The following is a 14,345-nucleotide window of genomic DNA, read 5'->3' on the forward strand; positions in this document are numbered from 1 at the left end:
GGTCTTGCAGGCCTTACCCCTGCAGCAGCGCCGAAATCTCGTTGGTCTTCTGCTTGAGCAACGCGGCGTCGCCACGCGTTTCAACGTTCAGGCGCAGCAGCGGCTCGGTGTTGGAGCTGCGGATGTTGACGCGCCAGTCGCCAAAGTCCGCGCTGGTCCCATCGGTGTAGTCCAGCGCCGGGTTGAGCTCGGCGTAATGGTCCATCACGCGCTTGACCGCGGCCTTGGCGTCGCTGACCTTGAAGTTGATCTCGCCACTGCACGGGAACTTGGCCACGCGATCCTCGACCCAGTTGCCCAGCGAACGGCCCGAGGTGGAGACCAGCTCGGCGATCAGCAGCCACGGGATCATTCCGGAATCGGCAAAGGCGAATTCGCGGAAGTAATGATGCGCGCTCATCTCGCCGCCGTAGACGGCGTTTTCCGAGCGCATCTTCTCCTTGATGAAGGCATGGCCGCTCTTGCACAGCACCGGCACGCCGCCGGCCTCCTCGACCATCTCGATGGTGTTCCAGGTCAGGCGCGGGTCGTGGACGACCTTGCCACCCGGCTGCTTCTTCAGGATGGCCTGGGCGAGCAGGCCGACCAGGTAATAGCCCTCGATGAACTGACCCTTCTCGTCAAAGAAGAAGCAGCGGTCGAAGTCGCCATCCCAGGCAATGCCGAAGTCCGCACCGTGCTGCTTGACCGCTTCGGCGGTGGCGGCGCGGTTTTCGGGCAGCAGCGGGTTGGGGATGCCGTTGGGGAAGCTGCCGTCCGGCTCGTGGTGGATGCGGATGAACTCCAGCGGCAGGTGTGGAGCCAGCAGGTCGACGATGGCACCCGCGCCGCCGTTGCCGGCATTGACCACCACCTTGAGCGGCTTGAGGCTGGCCGGCTTGATGTAGCTCAGCAGGTGCTCGATGTAGGCAGCCTTGTCGGGGCGATGCGACTCCTTGCCCGTCGCCTCGGTGGCAGGGGCCTTGTCGGCATGGGCCTTGTCGCGGATCTCGAACAGGCCGGTGTCCGAGCTGATCGGCTTGGCCTGCTCACGCACCAGCTTCATCCCGTTGTAATCCATCGGGTTATGGCTGGCGGTGACCATCACCCCGCCGGCGGCCTTGAGATGATCGGTCTGGAAATAGACTTCCTCGGTGCCGCACAGGCCGATGTCGATCACCTCGCGTCCGCTGGCGCGGATGCCGGCCGACAGTGCGTCCTGCAGGCCGGCGCTGGTCAGACGGACATCGTGACCCAGCACGATCGGACCGGCGTCCAGCATGTCCGCCAAGGCCACACCGATGCGCCGGGCGAGATCCTCGTCCAGCTCGTCGGGGACGCGGCCGCGGATATCGTAGGCCTTGAATGCGGGAAGCGGCATGGTGGGGGAGTCCTTTGTCTACAGGGGGTGCCGAGTGTAGCGGCCCGGATGACAAGAGGGCGTCAGCGTGGCTGGACCAAAGTCCAACGGGCCGCAGGGCGGGACGCCGATAGAATGCGAGGCCACGCACTTATGTGGACCATGCGATGAATGTTCCTTCAGGCGCCTCACCGGCACACGGCAAGGTCTATCCGGACGCGCCTACCGCCCTGGCCGACGTGGCCGCCGATGGCCAGACCCTGGCGGTTGGTGGATTCGGACTGTGCGGCATCCCCGAGGCGTTGATCGCCGCCTTGCGCGACACCGGGGTCAAGGGCCTGACGGTCATTTCCAACAACGCCGGCGTGGATGGCTTCGGCCTGGGCCAGCTGCTGGCCACCCGCCAGATCCGCAAGATGATTTCGTCCTATGTCGGCGAGAACAAGGAGTTCGAGCGCCAGTTCCTGGCCGGCGAACTGGAGCTGGAATTCAATCCGCAGGGCACGCTGGCCGAGCGCCTGCGTGCCGGCGGAGCGGGCATCCCGGCGTTCTTCACCGCGACCGGCTACGGCACGGTGATTGCCGAAGGCAAGGAAACCCGTGAGTTCGACGGCAAGCACTATGTGCTGGAGACCGCGCTCCACGCCGACCTGGCTTTGGTCAAGGCGGCCAAGGCCGACACCGCCGGCAATCTGGTGTTCGACAAGACCGCGCGCAACTTCAATCCCGCCTGCGCGATGGCCGGCAAGGTCTGCGTGGCCGAAGTGGAAGAGATCGTCGAGGCCGGTGAGCTCGACCCGGATCACGTGCATCTGCCGGGCATCTACGTGGACCGCATCGTGTTGAACGCGCATCCGGAAAAGCGCATCGAACAGCGCACCGTGCGCGAGGGTCGGTAGGCGCGCTGCGCCGATGCCATCAGGCATTGGCAGCGCCTGCGGCAGACCGGCCATGGATGGCCCGGCTGGGGTTCGGTGACGCGACGTTGTTTCGCCAGGGATGGCAGCTGGATTTCACACACTCGGAGGACTCAACATGGCCTGGACCCGCGAACAGATGGCCGCGCGCGCCGCGCAGGAACTGACCGACGGCGCCTACGTCAACCTGGGCATCGGCCTGCCCACCCTGGTGGCCAACTACATCCCTGAGGGTGTGGACGTGTGGCTGCAGTCGGAGAACGGCCTGCTCGGCATTGGCCCGTTCCCGACCGAAGACGAAGTCGATCCCGACCTGATCAACGCCGGCAAGCAGACCGTGACCGCGCGCAAGGGCGCGAGCTTCTTCGGCAGCCACGACTCGTTCGCGATGATCCGTGGCGGGCACATTGACCTGGCGATCCTGGGCGCCATGCAGGTCACCGACAAGGGCGACCTGGCCAACTGGATGGTGCCCGGCAAGATGGTCAAGGGCATGGGCGGGGCGATGGATCTGGTCGCCGGCGTCAAGCGTGTCGTGGTGATCATGGAGCACGTCGCCAAGGACGGCAGCCACAAGCTGCTGCCCCAGTGCGATCTGCCCCTGACGGGTGTGGGCGTGGTCGATCGCGTCATCACCGACCTGGGCGTGTTCGACATCACCTCTGAAGGCCTGAAGCTTGTCGAGCTGGCCGACGATGTCACGCCTGCACAAGTGCGGGAGAAAACGGGCGTGCCGGTGGCTGGCGTCGCTTGAATCGGGCCGATCCGTTTGCGTTGCGGTCTGATTGGATGACGCTTGATGAGGCCGGTACGCTTGATGACGTGCTGGAACGGCAAGTCGACTGGCAGATCCACCGCATCCGCATGTTCGGAAAGTGGGTCGACGCGCCGCGTTTGAGCTGCTGGATCGGCGATCCGGGGGCGGCGTACCGGTATTCCGGACAGCACTTCGAACCCCATGCCTGGCCAGACGCCTTGGTGCCGCTGCGTGAGCGCCTGCAGGCCGAACTGGGAGTGCCGTTCAACAGTGTGCTGGCCAATCTCTACCGCGATGGCCGCGATGCGATGGGCTGGCACAGCGATGACGAGCCCGAACTAGGGCCTGAGCCGGTGATCGCCTCGGTCAGCCTGGGGGCCACGCGCCGATTCGTGCTGCGCAGGCGCGACGATCATGCGGTCAAGCAGACCTTCGCGCTGACGTCCGGCAGCCTGCTGGTGATGCGTGGCACATGCCAGCGTGAGTGGCAGCATGCGCTGCCGCGAACGGTGCGGCCGGTCGGGCGACGCATCAACCTGACCTTTCGTCACATCCTGTAGCGACTCGGATCAAGTGGGCAAACATGCGTGTTTGGTCGCCAAACCACGTGCGGTTGCAGGCACCAGATCGATCAGTCCGAGGTCGCCGGCGTGTTCTTGGGCAGCGTCGGATCGGTGGGCGGATGGGCCTTGGCGCTGTTCAGGGCCCAGCCCACGATCTGCGAAGTGACCTGCGACAGGGCCTGGTCGAAGGCGGGCACGACCTGCTCGATCGCGGTTCCACGCGCGGGCTGGACCACCTTGAAGGTGCGCGATGCGGTCACGCTCTGGTCGTAGCTCTGCACGAGTTTGGCGTTGAGCACGATGGTCGCCGAAGGCATATCGCCGCCGGCGTAGTCGGCCTCGAACTGACGCACGTCCATCACCAGTTTGAAGGTCCCGCGGATGCCGGATTCGGTGGTACCGGCGCCTGCGGTCCGGCCGGAGTCTTCCAGGGCGCGCACCACGGCGTTGCGCAGCATGTCCGTCCCGCTCTGGGCCCAGGCGGCGCCGTGGTAGACCTGCAGCTCGTCGGGCGTCGGTCGCACGGCGATGCGGGAACTGTCGATGACCCGTGGCGCGCTGGGATTGGCCACCACGATGGTCCACGGGATGCTTGGCCATGCCGCGTCGGTGTCGACCTGGACCTGGGGGGCATAGATGGTCGTCGGCTCACGGCCACCGCCGCCCAGCAGGGAGGAGCAGCCGGCCAGTGCGGCGGTCGACGCCAGGGCCACGGAGAGGGTCAGCGCCTTCATTTGGGTTCGAACTCCTTGGGTGCGTCACGACCGAGCAGGTAGCGCGCGGGGTTGCCTTCGAGCCGGTCGCTGACGCGGCGCAGGTCGCGGATCAGGCCGCGCAACTCGTTCAGGGTGGGGCCGAGCTGGCCCAGGCCGTCATTGGCGAAGCTGTTGATGGCCTGCCGGTTCTCACCCATGATCGCGTCGGCATTGCCGGCGGCCGAGTCCAGCTTGGCCAGGGCCGCGTCCAGCTTGTCCAGCGTGGCCGGCAACTGCTTGACCACGTTCTGGTCCAGGTCGGCCAGGGTCCCGTTGGCGGTCTTCAGAGTGGCGTCCAGGCTTTGCGCGGCGTCGCGCGCGGAGACCAGCAGCGCCTGCACGCCGGCCTGGCGGTCGGACAGGTCGTTGCTGATCTTCTGCAGGTTCTGCAACGTGCCCGAAATCGCGGCCACGTTCTCGTCACTCAGGACCTGGTCCATCTTCTCGACGATGCGGTTGGCGGTGTCGGTGATGTTCTGCAGGGCCGAGGGACTGGTGCGGATCACCGGCGCGTCGCGCTTGTCCACGTCCACCAGTTCCTTGCTGCCCGGCGTGCCGCCGCTGAGTTGGATGATGGTCGGCCCGGTCAGGCTGGTGATGGCCAGCTTGGCCGTGGTGTCGGTCTTGACCGGGGTATTGGAATCCACGCGGATCTGGGCGATCACCTGGCTGGGATCGTTTGGGGCCAGGGAGAGCTTGGTGATCGAACCGACGGCGATGCCGTTGTACTGCACCGGGCTGCCCACGCTCAGGCCGGTCACCGCCTCGCGGAACACCACCTGGTACTGCTGCCAGCTGCGCTCGGACGAATACTTGGCCGCCCACAGCCCGAACAGCAGCAGGCCGATCCCCACCACGATGGTGAAGGCGCCGATCAGGACGTAATTGGCCTTGGTTTCCAAATGCCTGTGCTCCGCAATTAACGCGCGTCGCGCGCAGCCCGTGCGCGCGGCCCGTGGAAGTAGTCCTGGATCCAGGGGTGGTCCAGTTGCTCGATCTCGGCCAGGGGCGCGGTGGCGATCACGCGCTTGTCGGCCAGCACGGCCACCCGGTCGCAGATAGCGTACAGGGTGTCCAGGTCATGGGTGATGAGGAAGACCGTCAGTCCCAGGGCTTCCTGCAGGGTCTTGATCAGCCGGTCGAAGGCGGCCGCGCCGATCGGGTCCAGGCCGGCGGTGGGTTCGTCCAGGAACAGCAGCGGCGGATCCAGTGCCAGGGCGCGGGCCAGGCCGGCGCGCTTGCGCATGCCGCCGGACAGCTGCGAGGGCAGCTTGCTCACCGTATCGGCCGGCAGCCCCGCCAGCTTCACCTTCAGCAGGGCCAGCTCGTAGCGGAAGGTGTCCGGCAGCTCGGGGTGGTTCTCCTTCAGCGGCAGCTGCACGTTCTCGCCCACGGTCAGCGAGGAGAACAGCGCACCGTCCTGGAACAGCACGCCGGTATTGCGCTCGATGTGCTGGCGCGCCGCGCGGCGCCCGGTGCGGGCGTCCACGCCCAGGACTTCGATCTGCCCGGCCTCGGGGATCTGCAGCCCCAGGATGGTGCGCATCAGCACGGATTTTCCGGTCCCCGACCCGCCGACCACGCCGATGATCTCGCCGCGGCGCACGCTCAGGTCCAACCCGTCATGCACGGTCTGTGCGCCGAAGCGGTTCACCAGCCCGCGCACGCGGATCACCGCGTCGTCGTCCGTGTCGGACCCGGTTTCGGGCTGCGTGGTCTCGACTTGGTCCGCCTGCATGCTCACCAGCCCACCTGCATGAACCACAGCGCCGCCAGCGCATCGAGGATGATCACCAGCGAGATGCATTGCACCACCGAGGAGGTGGTGCGTTCGCCGACCGATTGCGCGGTGCCTTCCACCTGCAGCCCCTGCAGGCAGCCGATCAGGCCGATGACCAGGGCAAACACCGGCGCCTTGGACAGGCCAACTAGCATGTGTCGCAGTTCGATGGTGTCGTGCAGGCGGCCGATGTACATCTGCGGCGGGATGCCCAGGTCGAAGGCGCCCACGGTGATGCCGCCGGCCAGGCCGGCCATCATCGCCACGAAGGTCAGCAGCGGCAGGGTCACCAGCAGCGCGATCAGGCGCGGCAGGACCAGCAGGTCGATCGGATCCAGGCCCAGCGTGCGGATCGCGTCGACCTCTTCGCGGCTCTTCATTGCGCCGATCTGGGCGGTGAAGGCACTGGCGGTACGCCCGGCCAGCACGATGGCGGTCAACAGCACCGCGAACTCGCGCAGGAAGGCGATGGACACCAGCTCGACCACATAGATCTCCGCGCCGAAGTCGCGCAGGATCGTCGAGCCGAGGAAGGCGATCACCGCGCCCACCAGATAGGACAGCAGCGCCACCAGCGGCAGGGCATCCAGGCCGACCTGCTCCATGTGGTGCACGGTGGCGGTCAGGCGCAGGCGGCGCGGCGCATGCAGGATGCGTAGCAGCTTGACCAGGTTTTCGCCGGTGAAGCTGACCAGCGCCATGATCTCGCGGCCGTTGTCGTGGACGCGCTCGCCCAGGCGGCTCAGGGCGGCCAGGAAGCCCAGATCGCGTTTCTTCCTGGGGCGGTCGTCGACCACGTCCTCGATGCTGGACACCAGCGCCTGGTGGTCCTGCCGGAACTGCAGGCTCTCCAACGGCAGGTCGCGGCGTGCGGCGTGGCGCAGCAGTGCCAGGACACCGGCCGAATCGATGCGCGAGACCTCGGTGGCATCCAGCGTGGTGGCGTCCTCGGGGATCTTCGCCAGTTGCTCGCCCACGTCCAGGGCGCAGGCCAGGGTCCAGCTGCCCATCAGCCGTGCCCGCGTGGGCTCGGCCGGGTCGATGCGGACCTCGGGCTGTGTCTGTGCGGGCGGCTTCATATCGGTCTGGCCGCGAGCATACAGGCTATGCCGGTGAAGGTGAGCGCCACCCCGGCCACCGCGCGCCGGCCCAGCGGCTCACGCAGCCATACCGCGCCAAGGATCACCAGGAACACCGACGCCGACTCGTTGAGGATGGCGGCCACCGCCGCCGGCGCGTACTTGTAACCGCCCAGCCACAGCACCATCGACAGGCCCTGGCCACACAGGGCGGCCAGCAGAAGGCGCGGCCATGGCACCTGCTTGGGATCGAAGCGAAAGTGGCGACGGGTCTTGCGCCACGCGGCCAGGGCAAGCAGCCCGGCGACCGCGCCGGCCAGGCGCACCAGGGTGATCCACAGCAATGGCTGGGCTTCCAGCACATGCTTGAGCATCACGATGGAGACGGCCATCAGCGCGATCGACGTCAGTCCGATGAGCACTCCGCGCGCGGTATGCGCTGGCGTGGTCTGCCACTGCTTCGGTGGTCGTGCCACCAGGGCCACGCCGCCGGCGACCAATGCGAAACCCAGCCACTGCCACGGTCCCAGCCGCTCGCCGAGGAACAGATAGCCCATCAGCAGGACCAGCGGACTGTAGAGATTACCCACCACGCCCATGCGTCCGGCACCCAGCTCGTTGAGCGCGCGGAAATACAGCGTGTCGGCCACGGCGATGCCCATCAGCCCGCTGGCCAGCGCCAGCGCCACCTGCGTGCCGGTCAGGGCGGGCAGCACGCCGCCGGTGCTGATCCATGCCACCGGCGCCAGCACCAGCAGGACCAGTCCGTTCTTGAACAGGTTCAACGTCGCCGGCGGCAGGCTGCGACCCAACTGGCGCGCCAGGATCACCCCGAACGCCCAGGTCGCCGCGCTGCCCAGGGCCATGGCTTCGCCCAGGCCGATATTCATGCGGTTTGGGCGTGCGACACGGGGCACCATGGCGAAGGGGACAATCGGCCAGTGTAGGAGAAGTCCCGCGCCCGCCTACACTAGGGCCAGCTCCCCGATGTCGTGCCGATGCCACGTCCGCCCGCACCCGCCACCTATGCCCAGCGCATCGCGTTCGTTTGCGAGATCGCCGCGCGCCTGCATCGCTACGGCACCACCGCCCAGCGCCTGGAGGGCAGCATCCTGGTGCTGTCGGCGCGGCTCGGACTGGATTGCGAGCCCTGGTCCAATCCCACCGGGCTGATCCTGAGTTTCAGCGATCCCAAGCGCGCGCTGGGGGCCAGCGACACCACCCGTGTGATCCGCCTGGCACCCGGCGACAACGATCTGGGCAAGCTCTCCGAAGCCGATCGCATCACCGAGGCGGTGGCCACCGGCGAGATGAGCCTGGCCGAAGGGCATGCGGCCCTGCGCGAGCTGGACCGCGTGCCGTCGCGCAGCTTCCAGCTCAAGCAGGTGCTCGCCTTCGGCTTGGCGTCCGGCGGCGTTGCGGGCCTGTGGCGGTTGCCGTGGCTGGACATCGCCACCGCCGCGCTGATCGGGCTGCTGATCGGCCTGCTGACGCAATTGTCCGAGCGTCGGCCCCAGCTGCGCGAGGCGTCCGACGCCGTGGCTTCGCTGGTGGCGGGCCTGGTGGCGATTCTGGTCTCCAGCCTGGTCGCCCCGCTCAATCTCAACACGGTGATCATTTCTTCGCTGGTGGTGCTGCTGCCGGGCATGAGCCTGACCAACGCCTTCAACGAGTTGACCAGCCAGCACTGGGTGTCCGGGACGGCGCGGTTCGCCGGCGCGGCCACGACGGTCATCAAGCTCACCGTGGGCAGCATCATCGCCGTCACCCTTGCGCAATTGCTGGATCTGTATCCGGAAGTCCGCGCGCTGCGCCCACAGCCGGATTGGGTGGAATGGGCGGCCCTGGTGATCAGTGCCTATGCCTTTGCCGTGCTGTTCAAGGTCCAGCGACGCGATTATGTCTGGGTGATGGGCGCGGCGATCTGCGGTTACCTGATCTCGCGCTACGCCGGCAAGGCCTGGGGATCGCCGGTGGGCTTGTTCCTGTCCGCCCTGGTGATGACCGCCGTGGGGAATCTGTTCGCCCGCAGGCTCAACCGGCCCGGTGCGTTGATCCGCCTGCCGGGCATCATCATGCTGGTGCCCGGCAGTGCCAGCCTGCGCGGCCTGATGAACCTGGTCCAGGGCGGACAGGGCAGCGATTCGACCCTGCTGGTGGTGCTCCAGATCCTGATGGCGCTGGTGGCCGGGCTATTGTTTGGCAATCTGCTGGTCCCAGCGCGCAAGGCACTTTAGGACCGGGTGGGCCATAAAAAAACGCCGGCATAACCGGCGTTTTTTTGAAATCCGATTTGCCCGGATCGAGGGTATTACTTCTTGCCCTTGATCAGGAAATCCTCGGGCTTCTTGCCGGCTGCCACGTAGGCGGCCATCCAGCGCGGCTGCTTGCCACGGCCGGTCCAGGTTTCCTTGGTATTGGCCGGGTTGCGATACTTCGGTGCCACCTTGCCCAGCTTGCGGCCAGCGGTGCTGGTCTTCTTGACTGCCTTGCCACGGGCCGGCGCGGCGCCGGTGGTCCCGAACAGCTCGTCGATGCTGTAACCCTCGGACTTGGCGAATTTGAGGATGCGGCTGCGCACCTTGGTGATGGGCGTGCGCTTGGCAATGGCCGTCTGGCGCTTCTGGGCCTGGGTAATCAGCGAGGCGAGTTCTTTCGGGGACAGCCCGGTCAGGTCGATCGACATCGAATAACTCCGATTTTGGATAGGGGAATGCGGCCGGTCCATGGCGGAGCGCGGCCATCCTAATCCAAACTGCGAATTGGATTCAAACTTTTCAAATCATCGGTCGGAAGGCGGGGCCGTAAATGGACGGCCCCCTTTTATCGATTCCGACATTTCAAGGCGCTTTATCGGGTCGGTTTCAGACGGTCGAGCAACGCGGCCTTGTCGATGTTTTCCGCTGCGTCGGCACGGCGCGCGCGATATTCAAACGTGCCGGCCGCCAGACCGCGCTCGGACACCACCACCCGGTGTGGAATGCCGATCAGTTCGATATCGGCAAACATCGCGCCGGGGCGCAGGCCGCGATCGTCGAGCACCGCGTCCAGACCCGCGTCCTGCAGTTCGGCCAGCAGCGCCTGAGCGGCCTCGGTGACCGCCGTGTCGCCCTTGGGATTGATCATGCACACCGCAACCTGCCAAGGCGCCATCGCATCGGGCCAGATGATGCCGTTGGCGTCGTGGTTCTGCTCGATCGCCGCGGCGACGATGCGCGAGACGCCGATGCCGTAGCAGCCCATCGACATCACCGCGGCCTTGCCGGTCTCGTCGAGCACCGTGGCGTTCATCGCCTCGGCATATTGGCGGCCGAGCTGGAAGATATGGCCGACCTCGATGCCGCGCGCGAGCCGGATCTGGCCGCCATCGGCGGCGGGCTCGCCCTCGACCACGCTGCGCACGTCGGCCACGGTGTCCGGCTCGGGCAGGTCGCGGCCCCAGTTGACCCCGGCGATATGGAAGCCCGGCTGGTTGGCACCGACCACGAAATCGGCCAGCGCGGCAACGTCGCGGTCGGCGACCACGCGGATCGGCCTGGCGGCCCCGATTGGGCCCAGGAAGCCCGGCTCGCTGCCCAGGTGATCGAGGATCTCGGCCTCGGTGGCCATGCGGTAGCCGGCCATGCCCGGCACCTTGGCCAGCTTGATCTCGTTGACGTCGTGGTCGCCGCGCACCAGGACCAGGACGAAGCCGTCCTCGGTCATGGTGGCAATCGACTTGACCGTGCGCGGCAAGGCGATGCCCATCAGCGCTGCGACCGCCTCGCAGGTCTTTTGGGTCGGGGTCTCGATCCGGCGCATGTCTTCGGCCGGCGCCGGGCGCGGGGCAGGTTCGGCCGCCACGGCCGCCTCGACATTGGCCGCGTAGTCCGAGCCAGTGGAGAAGGCCAGGGCGTCCTCGCCCGAGCCGGCCAGCACGTGGAATTCCTGCGAGGCATCGCCGCCGATGGCGCCGCTATCGGCCAGCACCGCGCGGAACTCCAGGCCCAGCCGGGTGAAGATGCGGGTGTAGGCCGCATGCATGTTGCGGTACTCGCGCGTCAGATCCTCATCGCTGAGGTGGAAGGAGTAGGCGTCCTTCATCAGGAACTCGCGCGCACGCATCACGCCGAAGCGTGGACGGATCTCGTCGCGGAACTTGGTGTTGATCTGGTAGAAGTTCACCGGCAGCTGCTTGTAGCTGGACAGCTCGTTGCGGGCGAAGTCGGTGATGACTTCCTCGGCGGTCGGCGCGTAGCAGAACGCCTGCTCCTTGCGATCGGTCACCTTGAGCAGTTGCGGGCCGAACTTCTTCCAGCGGCCGGTCTCCTCCCACAGCTCGCGCGGCTGGATGGTCGGCAGGATCACTTCCAGCGCGCCGGCGCGGTTCATCTCCTCGCGCACGATGGCCTCGACCTTGCGCAGCACGCGCAGACCCAGTGGCGACCAGGTGTACAGGCCGGAGGCCAGCTTGCGGATCATGCCGGCGCGCAGCATCAGCTGGTGGCTGACCAGCTCGGCGTCGGAGGGGGTTTCCTTGGTGGTGCGGAGATGGAACTGCGACAGGCGCATCGTGGAGGCATCGCTTGCGGAAAGCGGGCATTTTGCCAGTTGCCGCGCCCCGGCGCCGGACCGGCGCGACGGCATCGTGGCGGCGAGGTCCGCTAATGCAGCGGGGTGACCTGGTCGCCACCGGCGCCATCGAGCGGGACACGCTGGTACGGGCGGCCCTTCGGCGGCGGGGTCTGGGTGATCTGCAGCGTGCCGGTTTCGTCGCGCCAGCGGTACAGTGCGGGGGGCTGCGCCTGACGGGCCTGCGCATCGGGCGTCTGGCCGGGCGGGGTGCGGCCGAGCCACCACGCCAGTCCGCCGCCGAGGACCAGGCCGGCCAAGATCGCCCAGCCGATCCGCATCGGATCAGCCGCCGGACGGACCCGTCGCGACGGTGGCCGGTGTGCAGTAGGCCTTGACCGCCGCGTCGGCCAGGGAGCGCTGGCTGGCGCGCTGGTCGTCGGTCAGCACTGCGCCGGGCTTGCCGTCGGCGCCCATCTGCCGGACCGGGGCGCTGTTGGCCAGGATCTTCTGGTTGAGTTTGGCGCTGGCGCACTGGGCGCTTTCGACCGGTGCGGCTTCTGCACCTGCCGGCGCCTCGCCACGGGCCAGGGCATCGGCGCGGTTGATCTGCTTGCCCTCGAGGTTGCGTCCCGCCGGCGGGGTGTCGGAGTAGTGGGTGACGCCCTGCGCGTCTTTCCACTGATAGAGGCTCTGGCCGTGGGCCAGCGGAGACGCCAGCAGGACCGACAGGATCAGGCAGGTGGACAGGCGCATCGGGCAACTCCGCGTGAGATGGGCGCAACGGCGGGGATTGCAGCACCCGGATGCCCGCAAGGCAAGCCGAAAGGGCGGACAGGCGCGCCAGGGCCACGGCAAGGCTAAACTGCACGGATGGACCAGCTTCCCCAGCGCAAACGCGCGCGCGGCATTTATCTGCTGCCCAACCTGTTCACCACGGCCGGGCTGTTCTCCGGCTTCTTCGCGATCATCTCGGCGGCCAATGCCGAATTCGTGCATGCGGCCATCGCGGTGTTCATCGCTGGCCTGATGGATGGCGTGGACGGACGCGTGGCGCGCCTGACCGGCACCAGCAGCGATTTCGGGGTGCAGTACGACTCCCTGGCCGACCTGGTCAGCTTCGGCATGGCTCCGGCGCTGGTCATGTACCACTGGTCGCTGTCCTCGCTGACCCTGGACGGGGCGACGATGGGTCGGGTCGGCTGGGCGGTGGCCTTCCTCTACGCAGCCTGCGCGGCGCTGCGCCTGGCGCGCTTCAATACCCAGGTCGCCACGGTCGACAAGCGCTGGTTCGTCGGCCTGGCCAGCCCGGCGGCGGCGGGACTGATGATGTCCTTCGTATGGGCCTTCGCCGACGGCGAGCTGGGCCTGAGTGGCGACCAGCTGCGCTACGTGGCCCTGGCCATCACCATCGTGGCAGCCCTGCTGATGGTCAGCCGGGTGCGCTTCTGGAGCTTCAAGGGCAGTGGTCAGGGTGGTGCGCGCGCCGATCGCATTCCGTTCCTGCTGGTGGTGCTGGTGCCGGTGGTGATCGCGGTGCTGGTCATCGATCTGCCGCGCACCCTGCTCGCGATCGGGGTGCTCTACGCGCTGTCAGGTCCGGTAATGTGGCTGCTGAATCGGCGCGGGCGCCGGGGTGTCGCGCCGTGAGCCTGGACGCGGCCCCGCTGTGGACCGGTGAGCAGCACGTCTGGCTGCAGGCCTTGGGCCATACCGTCTGGGTGCCCGGCAGCGTGCCGGTGGCCGACGCTGCGCCGCATGCCGCACCGCCGCGTCCCGCCGCGCGACCCGCTTCCCAGCGTCCGGCGGCCGCACCGCCTAGGTCGCGTCCGAGCGCACCGGCGCTGGATGAACCGGCTCCCGCGGCCGCGCCCCGGCGCCCAGCGGCCCCCGCCCGCAGGGCAGGGACGCCATTGCATGACGCCCTGCATTTCGCCCTGGTGCGTGCCTCCGGGCTGAACCCGAACGCGCCCGAGGCGGCCCAGATCATGGCCACCTGGCCTGCCTCGGCGCAGTTGCGCGGCAATGCGGCGGCCAAGCGTGCGCTGTGGCCGCAGCTGCGGGCGCTGCGCAAGGGCGTGGTTCGGGGATGAGTGCGCTGCAGTCCGGCCCGGCGCCGGCCGCCACGCTGCGGGCGATGCGTGAGTCGGACCTGGATGCGGTCATGGCGATCGAGGTCCGGGCCTATCCGTTCCCGTGGACACGCGGCATCTTCCGGGACTGTCTGCTGGCCGGGTATCCGGCCTGGCTGATGGTCGAACATGGGCTGCCGATCGGCTATGGCGTGATCAGCCTGGCCGCGGACGAGGCGCACATTCTCAACGTCTGCGTGGCGCCCGAGCGGCAGGGGCGTGGCCTGGGCCGGCAGCTGTTGCGCGCGCTGGTCCAGGGCGCGCGCGAACGTCGCGCCGAGCGTGTCTTCCTGGAAGTGCGGCCGTCCAATCCGCCCGCCATCGCGCTCTACCACAGCGAAGGCTTCAACGAGATCGGGCGACGGCCGCGCTATTACCCGGCGCACAACGGGCGCGAGGACGCCATCGTGATGGCGATCGAGCTGGTCGACGGCGAAATCGACCGGATGCCGCCGCTGTAGGACGTGCGGGC

17 protein-coding genes are annotated in these 14,345 nt (G+C 67.7%); 7 read left to right on the forward strand and 10 right to left on the reverse strand.

What is annotated here, in order from left to right; genetic code table 11:
- Positions 1-13: 13 nt before the first annotated feature.
- A complete protein-coding gene (locus ACORQU_RS10975) occupies positions 14-1,360 on the reverse strand; it encodes a phosphohexomutase domain-containing protein (protein ID WP_491641215.1) in 1,347 nt (448 codons plus the stop codon).
- 146 nt (positions 1,361-1,506) lie between these two features.
- Here ACORQU_RS10975 and ACORQU_RS10980 point away from each other — a divergent pair, with 146 nt between their 5' ends.
- The 3 genes from ACORQU_RS10980 (at position 1,507) to ACORQU_RS10990 (ending at position 3,573) form a co-directional block, all read left to right on the forward strand.
- Positions 1,507-2,238: a CoA transferase subunit A gene (locus ACORQU_RS10980; RefSeq protein WP_491641216.1), complete on the forward strand. Its 732-nt coding sequence runs from the start codon at positions 1,507-1,509 to the stop codon at positions 2,236-2,238.
- A gap of 136 nt (positions 2,239-2,374) precedes the next feature.
- A complete protein-coding gene (locus tag ACORQU_RS10985; RefSeq protein ID WP_491641217.1) occupies positions 2,375-3,010 on the forward strand; it encodes a CoA transferase subunit B in 636 nt (211 codons plus the stop codon).
- Between the two features lie 35 nt (positions 3,011-3,045).
- Positions 3,046-3,573, forward strand: coding sequence for an alpha-ketoglutarate-dependent dioxygenase AlkB family protein (locus ACORQU_RS10990; RefSeq protein WP_491641219.1), 528 nt, complete (start codon positions 3,046-3,048; stop codon positions 3,571-3,573).
- A gap of 71 nt (positions 3,574-3,644) precedes the next feature.
- Here the strand turns inward: ACORQU_RS10990 and ACORQU_RS10995 are convergent, their stop codons facing one another.
- From ACORQU_RS10995 to ACORQU_RS11015, 5 genes are read right to left on the reverse strand one after another with little or no spacing between them, the layout of a single operon-like run.
- Positions 3,645-4,310, reverse strand: a complete 666-nt coding sequence (locus tag ACORQU_RS10995) for an ABC-type transport auxiliary lipoprotein family protein (RefSeq protein WP_491641220.1) — start codon at positions 4,308-4,310, stop codon at positions 3,645-3,647.
- On the reverse strand, positions 4,307-5,233 hold the full coding sequence (locus ACORQU_RS11000) for an MlaD family protein (protein WP_271647276.1): 927 nt from the start codon (positions 5,231-5,233) through the stop codon (positions 4,307-4,309). The genes ACORQU_RS10995 and ACORQU_RS11000 overlap by 4 nt, the downstream gene beginning before the upstream one ends.
- Before the next feature lie 17 nt (positions 5,234-5,250).
- Positions 5,251-6,069 (reverse strand): ABC transporter ATP-binding protein, encoded by an 819-nt coding sequence (locus ACORQU_RS11005; protein ID WP_491645066.1) that lies wholly within the window; start codon positions 6,067-6,069, stop codon positions 5,251-5,253.
- 2 nt (positions 6,070-6,071) lie between these two features.
- Positions 6,072-7,190, reverse strand: a complete 1,119-nt coding sequence (locus tag ACORQU_RS11010) for an ABC transporter permease (protein ID WP_271647275.1) — start codon at positions 7,188-7,190, stop codon at positions 6,072-6,074.
- Positions 7,187-8,080: a DMT family transporter gene (locus ACORQU_RS11015; protein WP_491641221.1), complete on the reverse strand. Its 894-nt coding sequence runs from the start codon at positions 8,078-8,080 to the stop codon at positions 7,187-7,189. The genes ACORQU_RS11010 and ACORQU_RS11015 overlap by 4 nt, the downstream gene beginning before the upstream one ends.
- Before the next feature lie 108 nt (positions 8,081-8,188).
- Between ACORQU_RS11015 and ACORQU_RS11020 the strand changes: the two genes are divergently transcribed.
- Positions 8,189-9,427 carry a threonine/serine exporter family protein gene (locus ACORQU_RS11020; RefSeq protein ID WP_271647273.1) on the forward strand — a complete coding sequence of 413 codons (1,239 nt, stop codon included), beginning with the start codon at positions 8,189-8,191 and terminating at the stop codon, positions 9,425-9,427.
- A gap of 74 nt (positions 9,428-9,501) precedes the next feature.
- Here ACORQU_RS11020 and ACORQU_RS11025 read toward each other — a convergent pair whose 3' ends face one another.
- From ACORQU_RS11025 to ACORQU_RS11040, 4 genes are all read right to left on the reverse strand, one after another.
- The gene (locus ACORQU_RS11025) at positions 9,502-9,876 is read right to left on the reverse strand and encodes an H-NS histone family protein (RefSeq protein ID WP_271647272.1); all 375 of its coding nucleotides are present in this window, start codon (positions 9,874-9,876) and stop codon (positions 9,502-9,504) included.
- A gap of 164 nt (positions 9,877-10,040) precedes the next feature.
- Positions 10,041-11,741 (reverse strand): proline--tRNA ligase, encoded by a 1,701-nt coding sequence (locus ACORQU_RS11030; RefSeq protein ID WP_491641222.1) that lies wholly within the window; start codon positions 11,739-11,741, stop codon positions 10,041-10,043.
- Between the two features lie 92 nt (positions 11,742-11,833).
- A complete protein-coding gene (locus ACORQU_RS11035) occupies positions 11,834-12,082 on the reverse strand; it encodes a DUF4124 domain-containing protein (protein ID WP_491641223.1) in 249 nt (82 codons plus the stop codon).
- A 4-nt stretch (positions 12,083-12,086) separates the two neighbouring features.
- The gene (locus ACORQU_RS11040) at positions 12,087-12,497 is read right to left on the reverse strand and encodes a DUF4124 domain-containing protein (protein WP_491641224.1); all 411 of its coding nucleotides are present in this window, start codon (positions 12,495-12,497) and stop codon (positions 12,087-12,089) included.
- Positions 12,498-12,614: 117 nt separating this feature from the next.
- Between ACORQU_RS11040 and pssA the strand changes: the two genes are divergently transcribed.
- The 3 genes from pssA to rimI are packed head-to-tail and all read left to right on the forward strand — an operon-like array spanning position 12,615 to position 14,334.
- Positions 12,615-13,391: a CDP-diacylglycerol--serine O-phosphatidyltransferase gene (gene pssA / locus ACORQU_RS11045; RefSeq protein ID WP_271647268.1), complete on the forward strand. Its 777-nt coding sequence runs from the start codon at positions 12,615-12,617 to the stop codon at positions 13,389-13,391.
- A gap of 2 nt (positions 13,392-13,393) precedes the next feature.
- Positions 13,394-13,834, forward strand: a complete 441-nt coding sequence (locus ACORQU_RS11050; protein WP_491645068.1) for an alanine acetyltransferase — start codon at positions 13,394-13,396, stop codon at positions 13,832-13,834.
- Positions 13,831-14,334 carry a ribosomal protein S18-alanine N-acetyltransferase gene (rimI, locus tag ACORQU_RS11055; protein WP_491641225.1) on the forward strand — a complete coding sequence of 168 codons (504 nt, stop codon included), beginning with the start codon at positions 13,831-13,833 and terminating at the stop codon, positions 14,332-14,334. The genes ACORQU_RS11050 and rimI overlap by 4 nt, the downstream gene beginning before the upstream one ends.
- Positions 14,335-14,345 lie beyond the last annotated feature (11 nt).

This window comes from Pseudoxanthomonas sp. JC1303 (assembly GCF_058448525.1).

What these genes read in the sequence shown, in the direction of transcription:
- ACORQU_RS10990 (WP_491641219.1), top strand. Translation starts at nt 3,046, where the DNA reads ATGACGCTTGATGAGGCCGGTACGCTTGATGACGTGCTGGAACGGCAA.
- ACORQU_RS11035 (WP_491641223.1), bottom strand. Translation starts at nt 12,082, where the DNA reads ATGCGGATCGGCTGGGCGATCTTGGCCGGCCTGGTCCTCGGCGGCGGA.
- ACORQU_RS10985 (WP_491641217.1), top strand. Translation starts at nt 2,375, where the DNA reads ATGGCCTGGACCCGCGAACAGATGGCCGCGCGCGCCGCGCAGGAACTG.
- ACORQU_RS11025 (WP_271647272.1), bottom strand. Translation starts at nt 9,876, where the DNA reads ATGTCGATCGACCTGACCGGGCTGTCCCCGAAAGAACTCGCCTCGCTG.
- ACORQU_RS10980 (WP_491641216.1), top strand. Translation starts at nt 1,507, where the DNA reads ATGAATGTTCCTTCAGGCGCCTCACCGGCACACGGCAAGGTCTATCCG.
- ACORQU_RS11040 (WP_491641224.1), bottom strand. Translation starts at nt 12,497, where the DNA reads ATGCGCCTGTCCACCTGCCTGATCCTGTCGGTCCTGCTGGCGTCTCCG.
- pssA (WP_271647268.1), top strand. Translation starts at nt 12,615, where the DNA reads ATGGACCAGCTTCCCCAGCGCAAACGCGCGCGCGGCATTTATCTGCTG.
- rimI (WP_491641225.1), top strand. Translation starts at nt 13,831, where the DNA reads ATGAGTGCGCTGCAGTCCGGCCCGGCGCCGGCCGCCACGCTGCGGGCG.
- ACORQU_RS11010 (WP_271647275.1), bottom strand. Translation starts at nt 7,190, where the DNA reads ATGAAGCCGCCCGCACAGACACAGCCCGAGGTCCGCATCGACCCGGCC.
- ACORQU_RS10995 (WP_491641220.1), bottom strand. Translation starts at nt 4,310, where the DNA reads ATGAAGGCGCTGACCCTCTCCGTGGCCCTGGCGTCGACCGCCGCACTG.
- ACORQU_RS10975 (WP_491641215.1), bottom strand. Translation starts at nt 1,360, where the DNA reads ATGCCGCTTCCCGCATTCAAGGCCTACGATATCCGCGGCCGCGTCCCC.
- ACORQU_RS11020 (WP_271647273.1), top strand. Translation starts at nt 8,189, where the DNA reads ATGCCACGTCCGCCCGCACCCGCCACCTATGCCCAGCGCATCGCGTTC.
- ACORQU_RS11015 (WP_491641221.1), bottom strand. Translation starts at nt 8,080, where the DNA reads ATGAATATCGGCCTGGGCGAAGCCATGGCCCTGGGCAGCGCGGCGACC.
- ACORQU_RS11030 (WP_491641222.1), bottom strand. Translation starts at nt 11,741, where the DNA reads ATGCGCCTGTCGCAGTTCCATCTCCGCACCACCAAGGAAACCCCCTCC.
- ACORQU_RS11005 (WP_491645066.1), bottom strand. Translation starts at nt 6,069, where the DNA reads ATGCAGGCGGACCAAGTCGAGACCACGCAGCCCGAAACCGGGTCCGAC.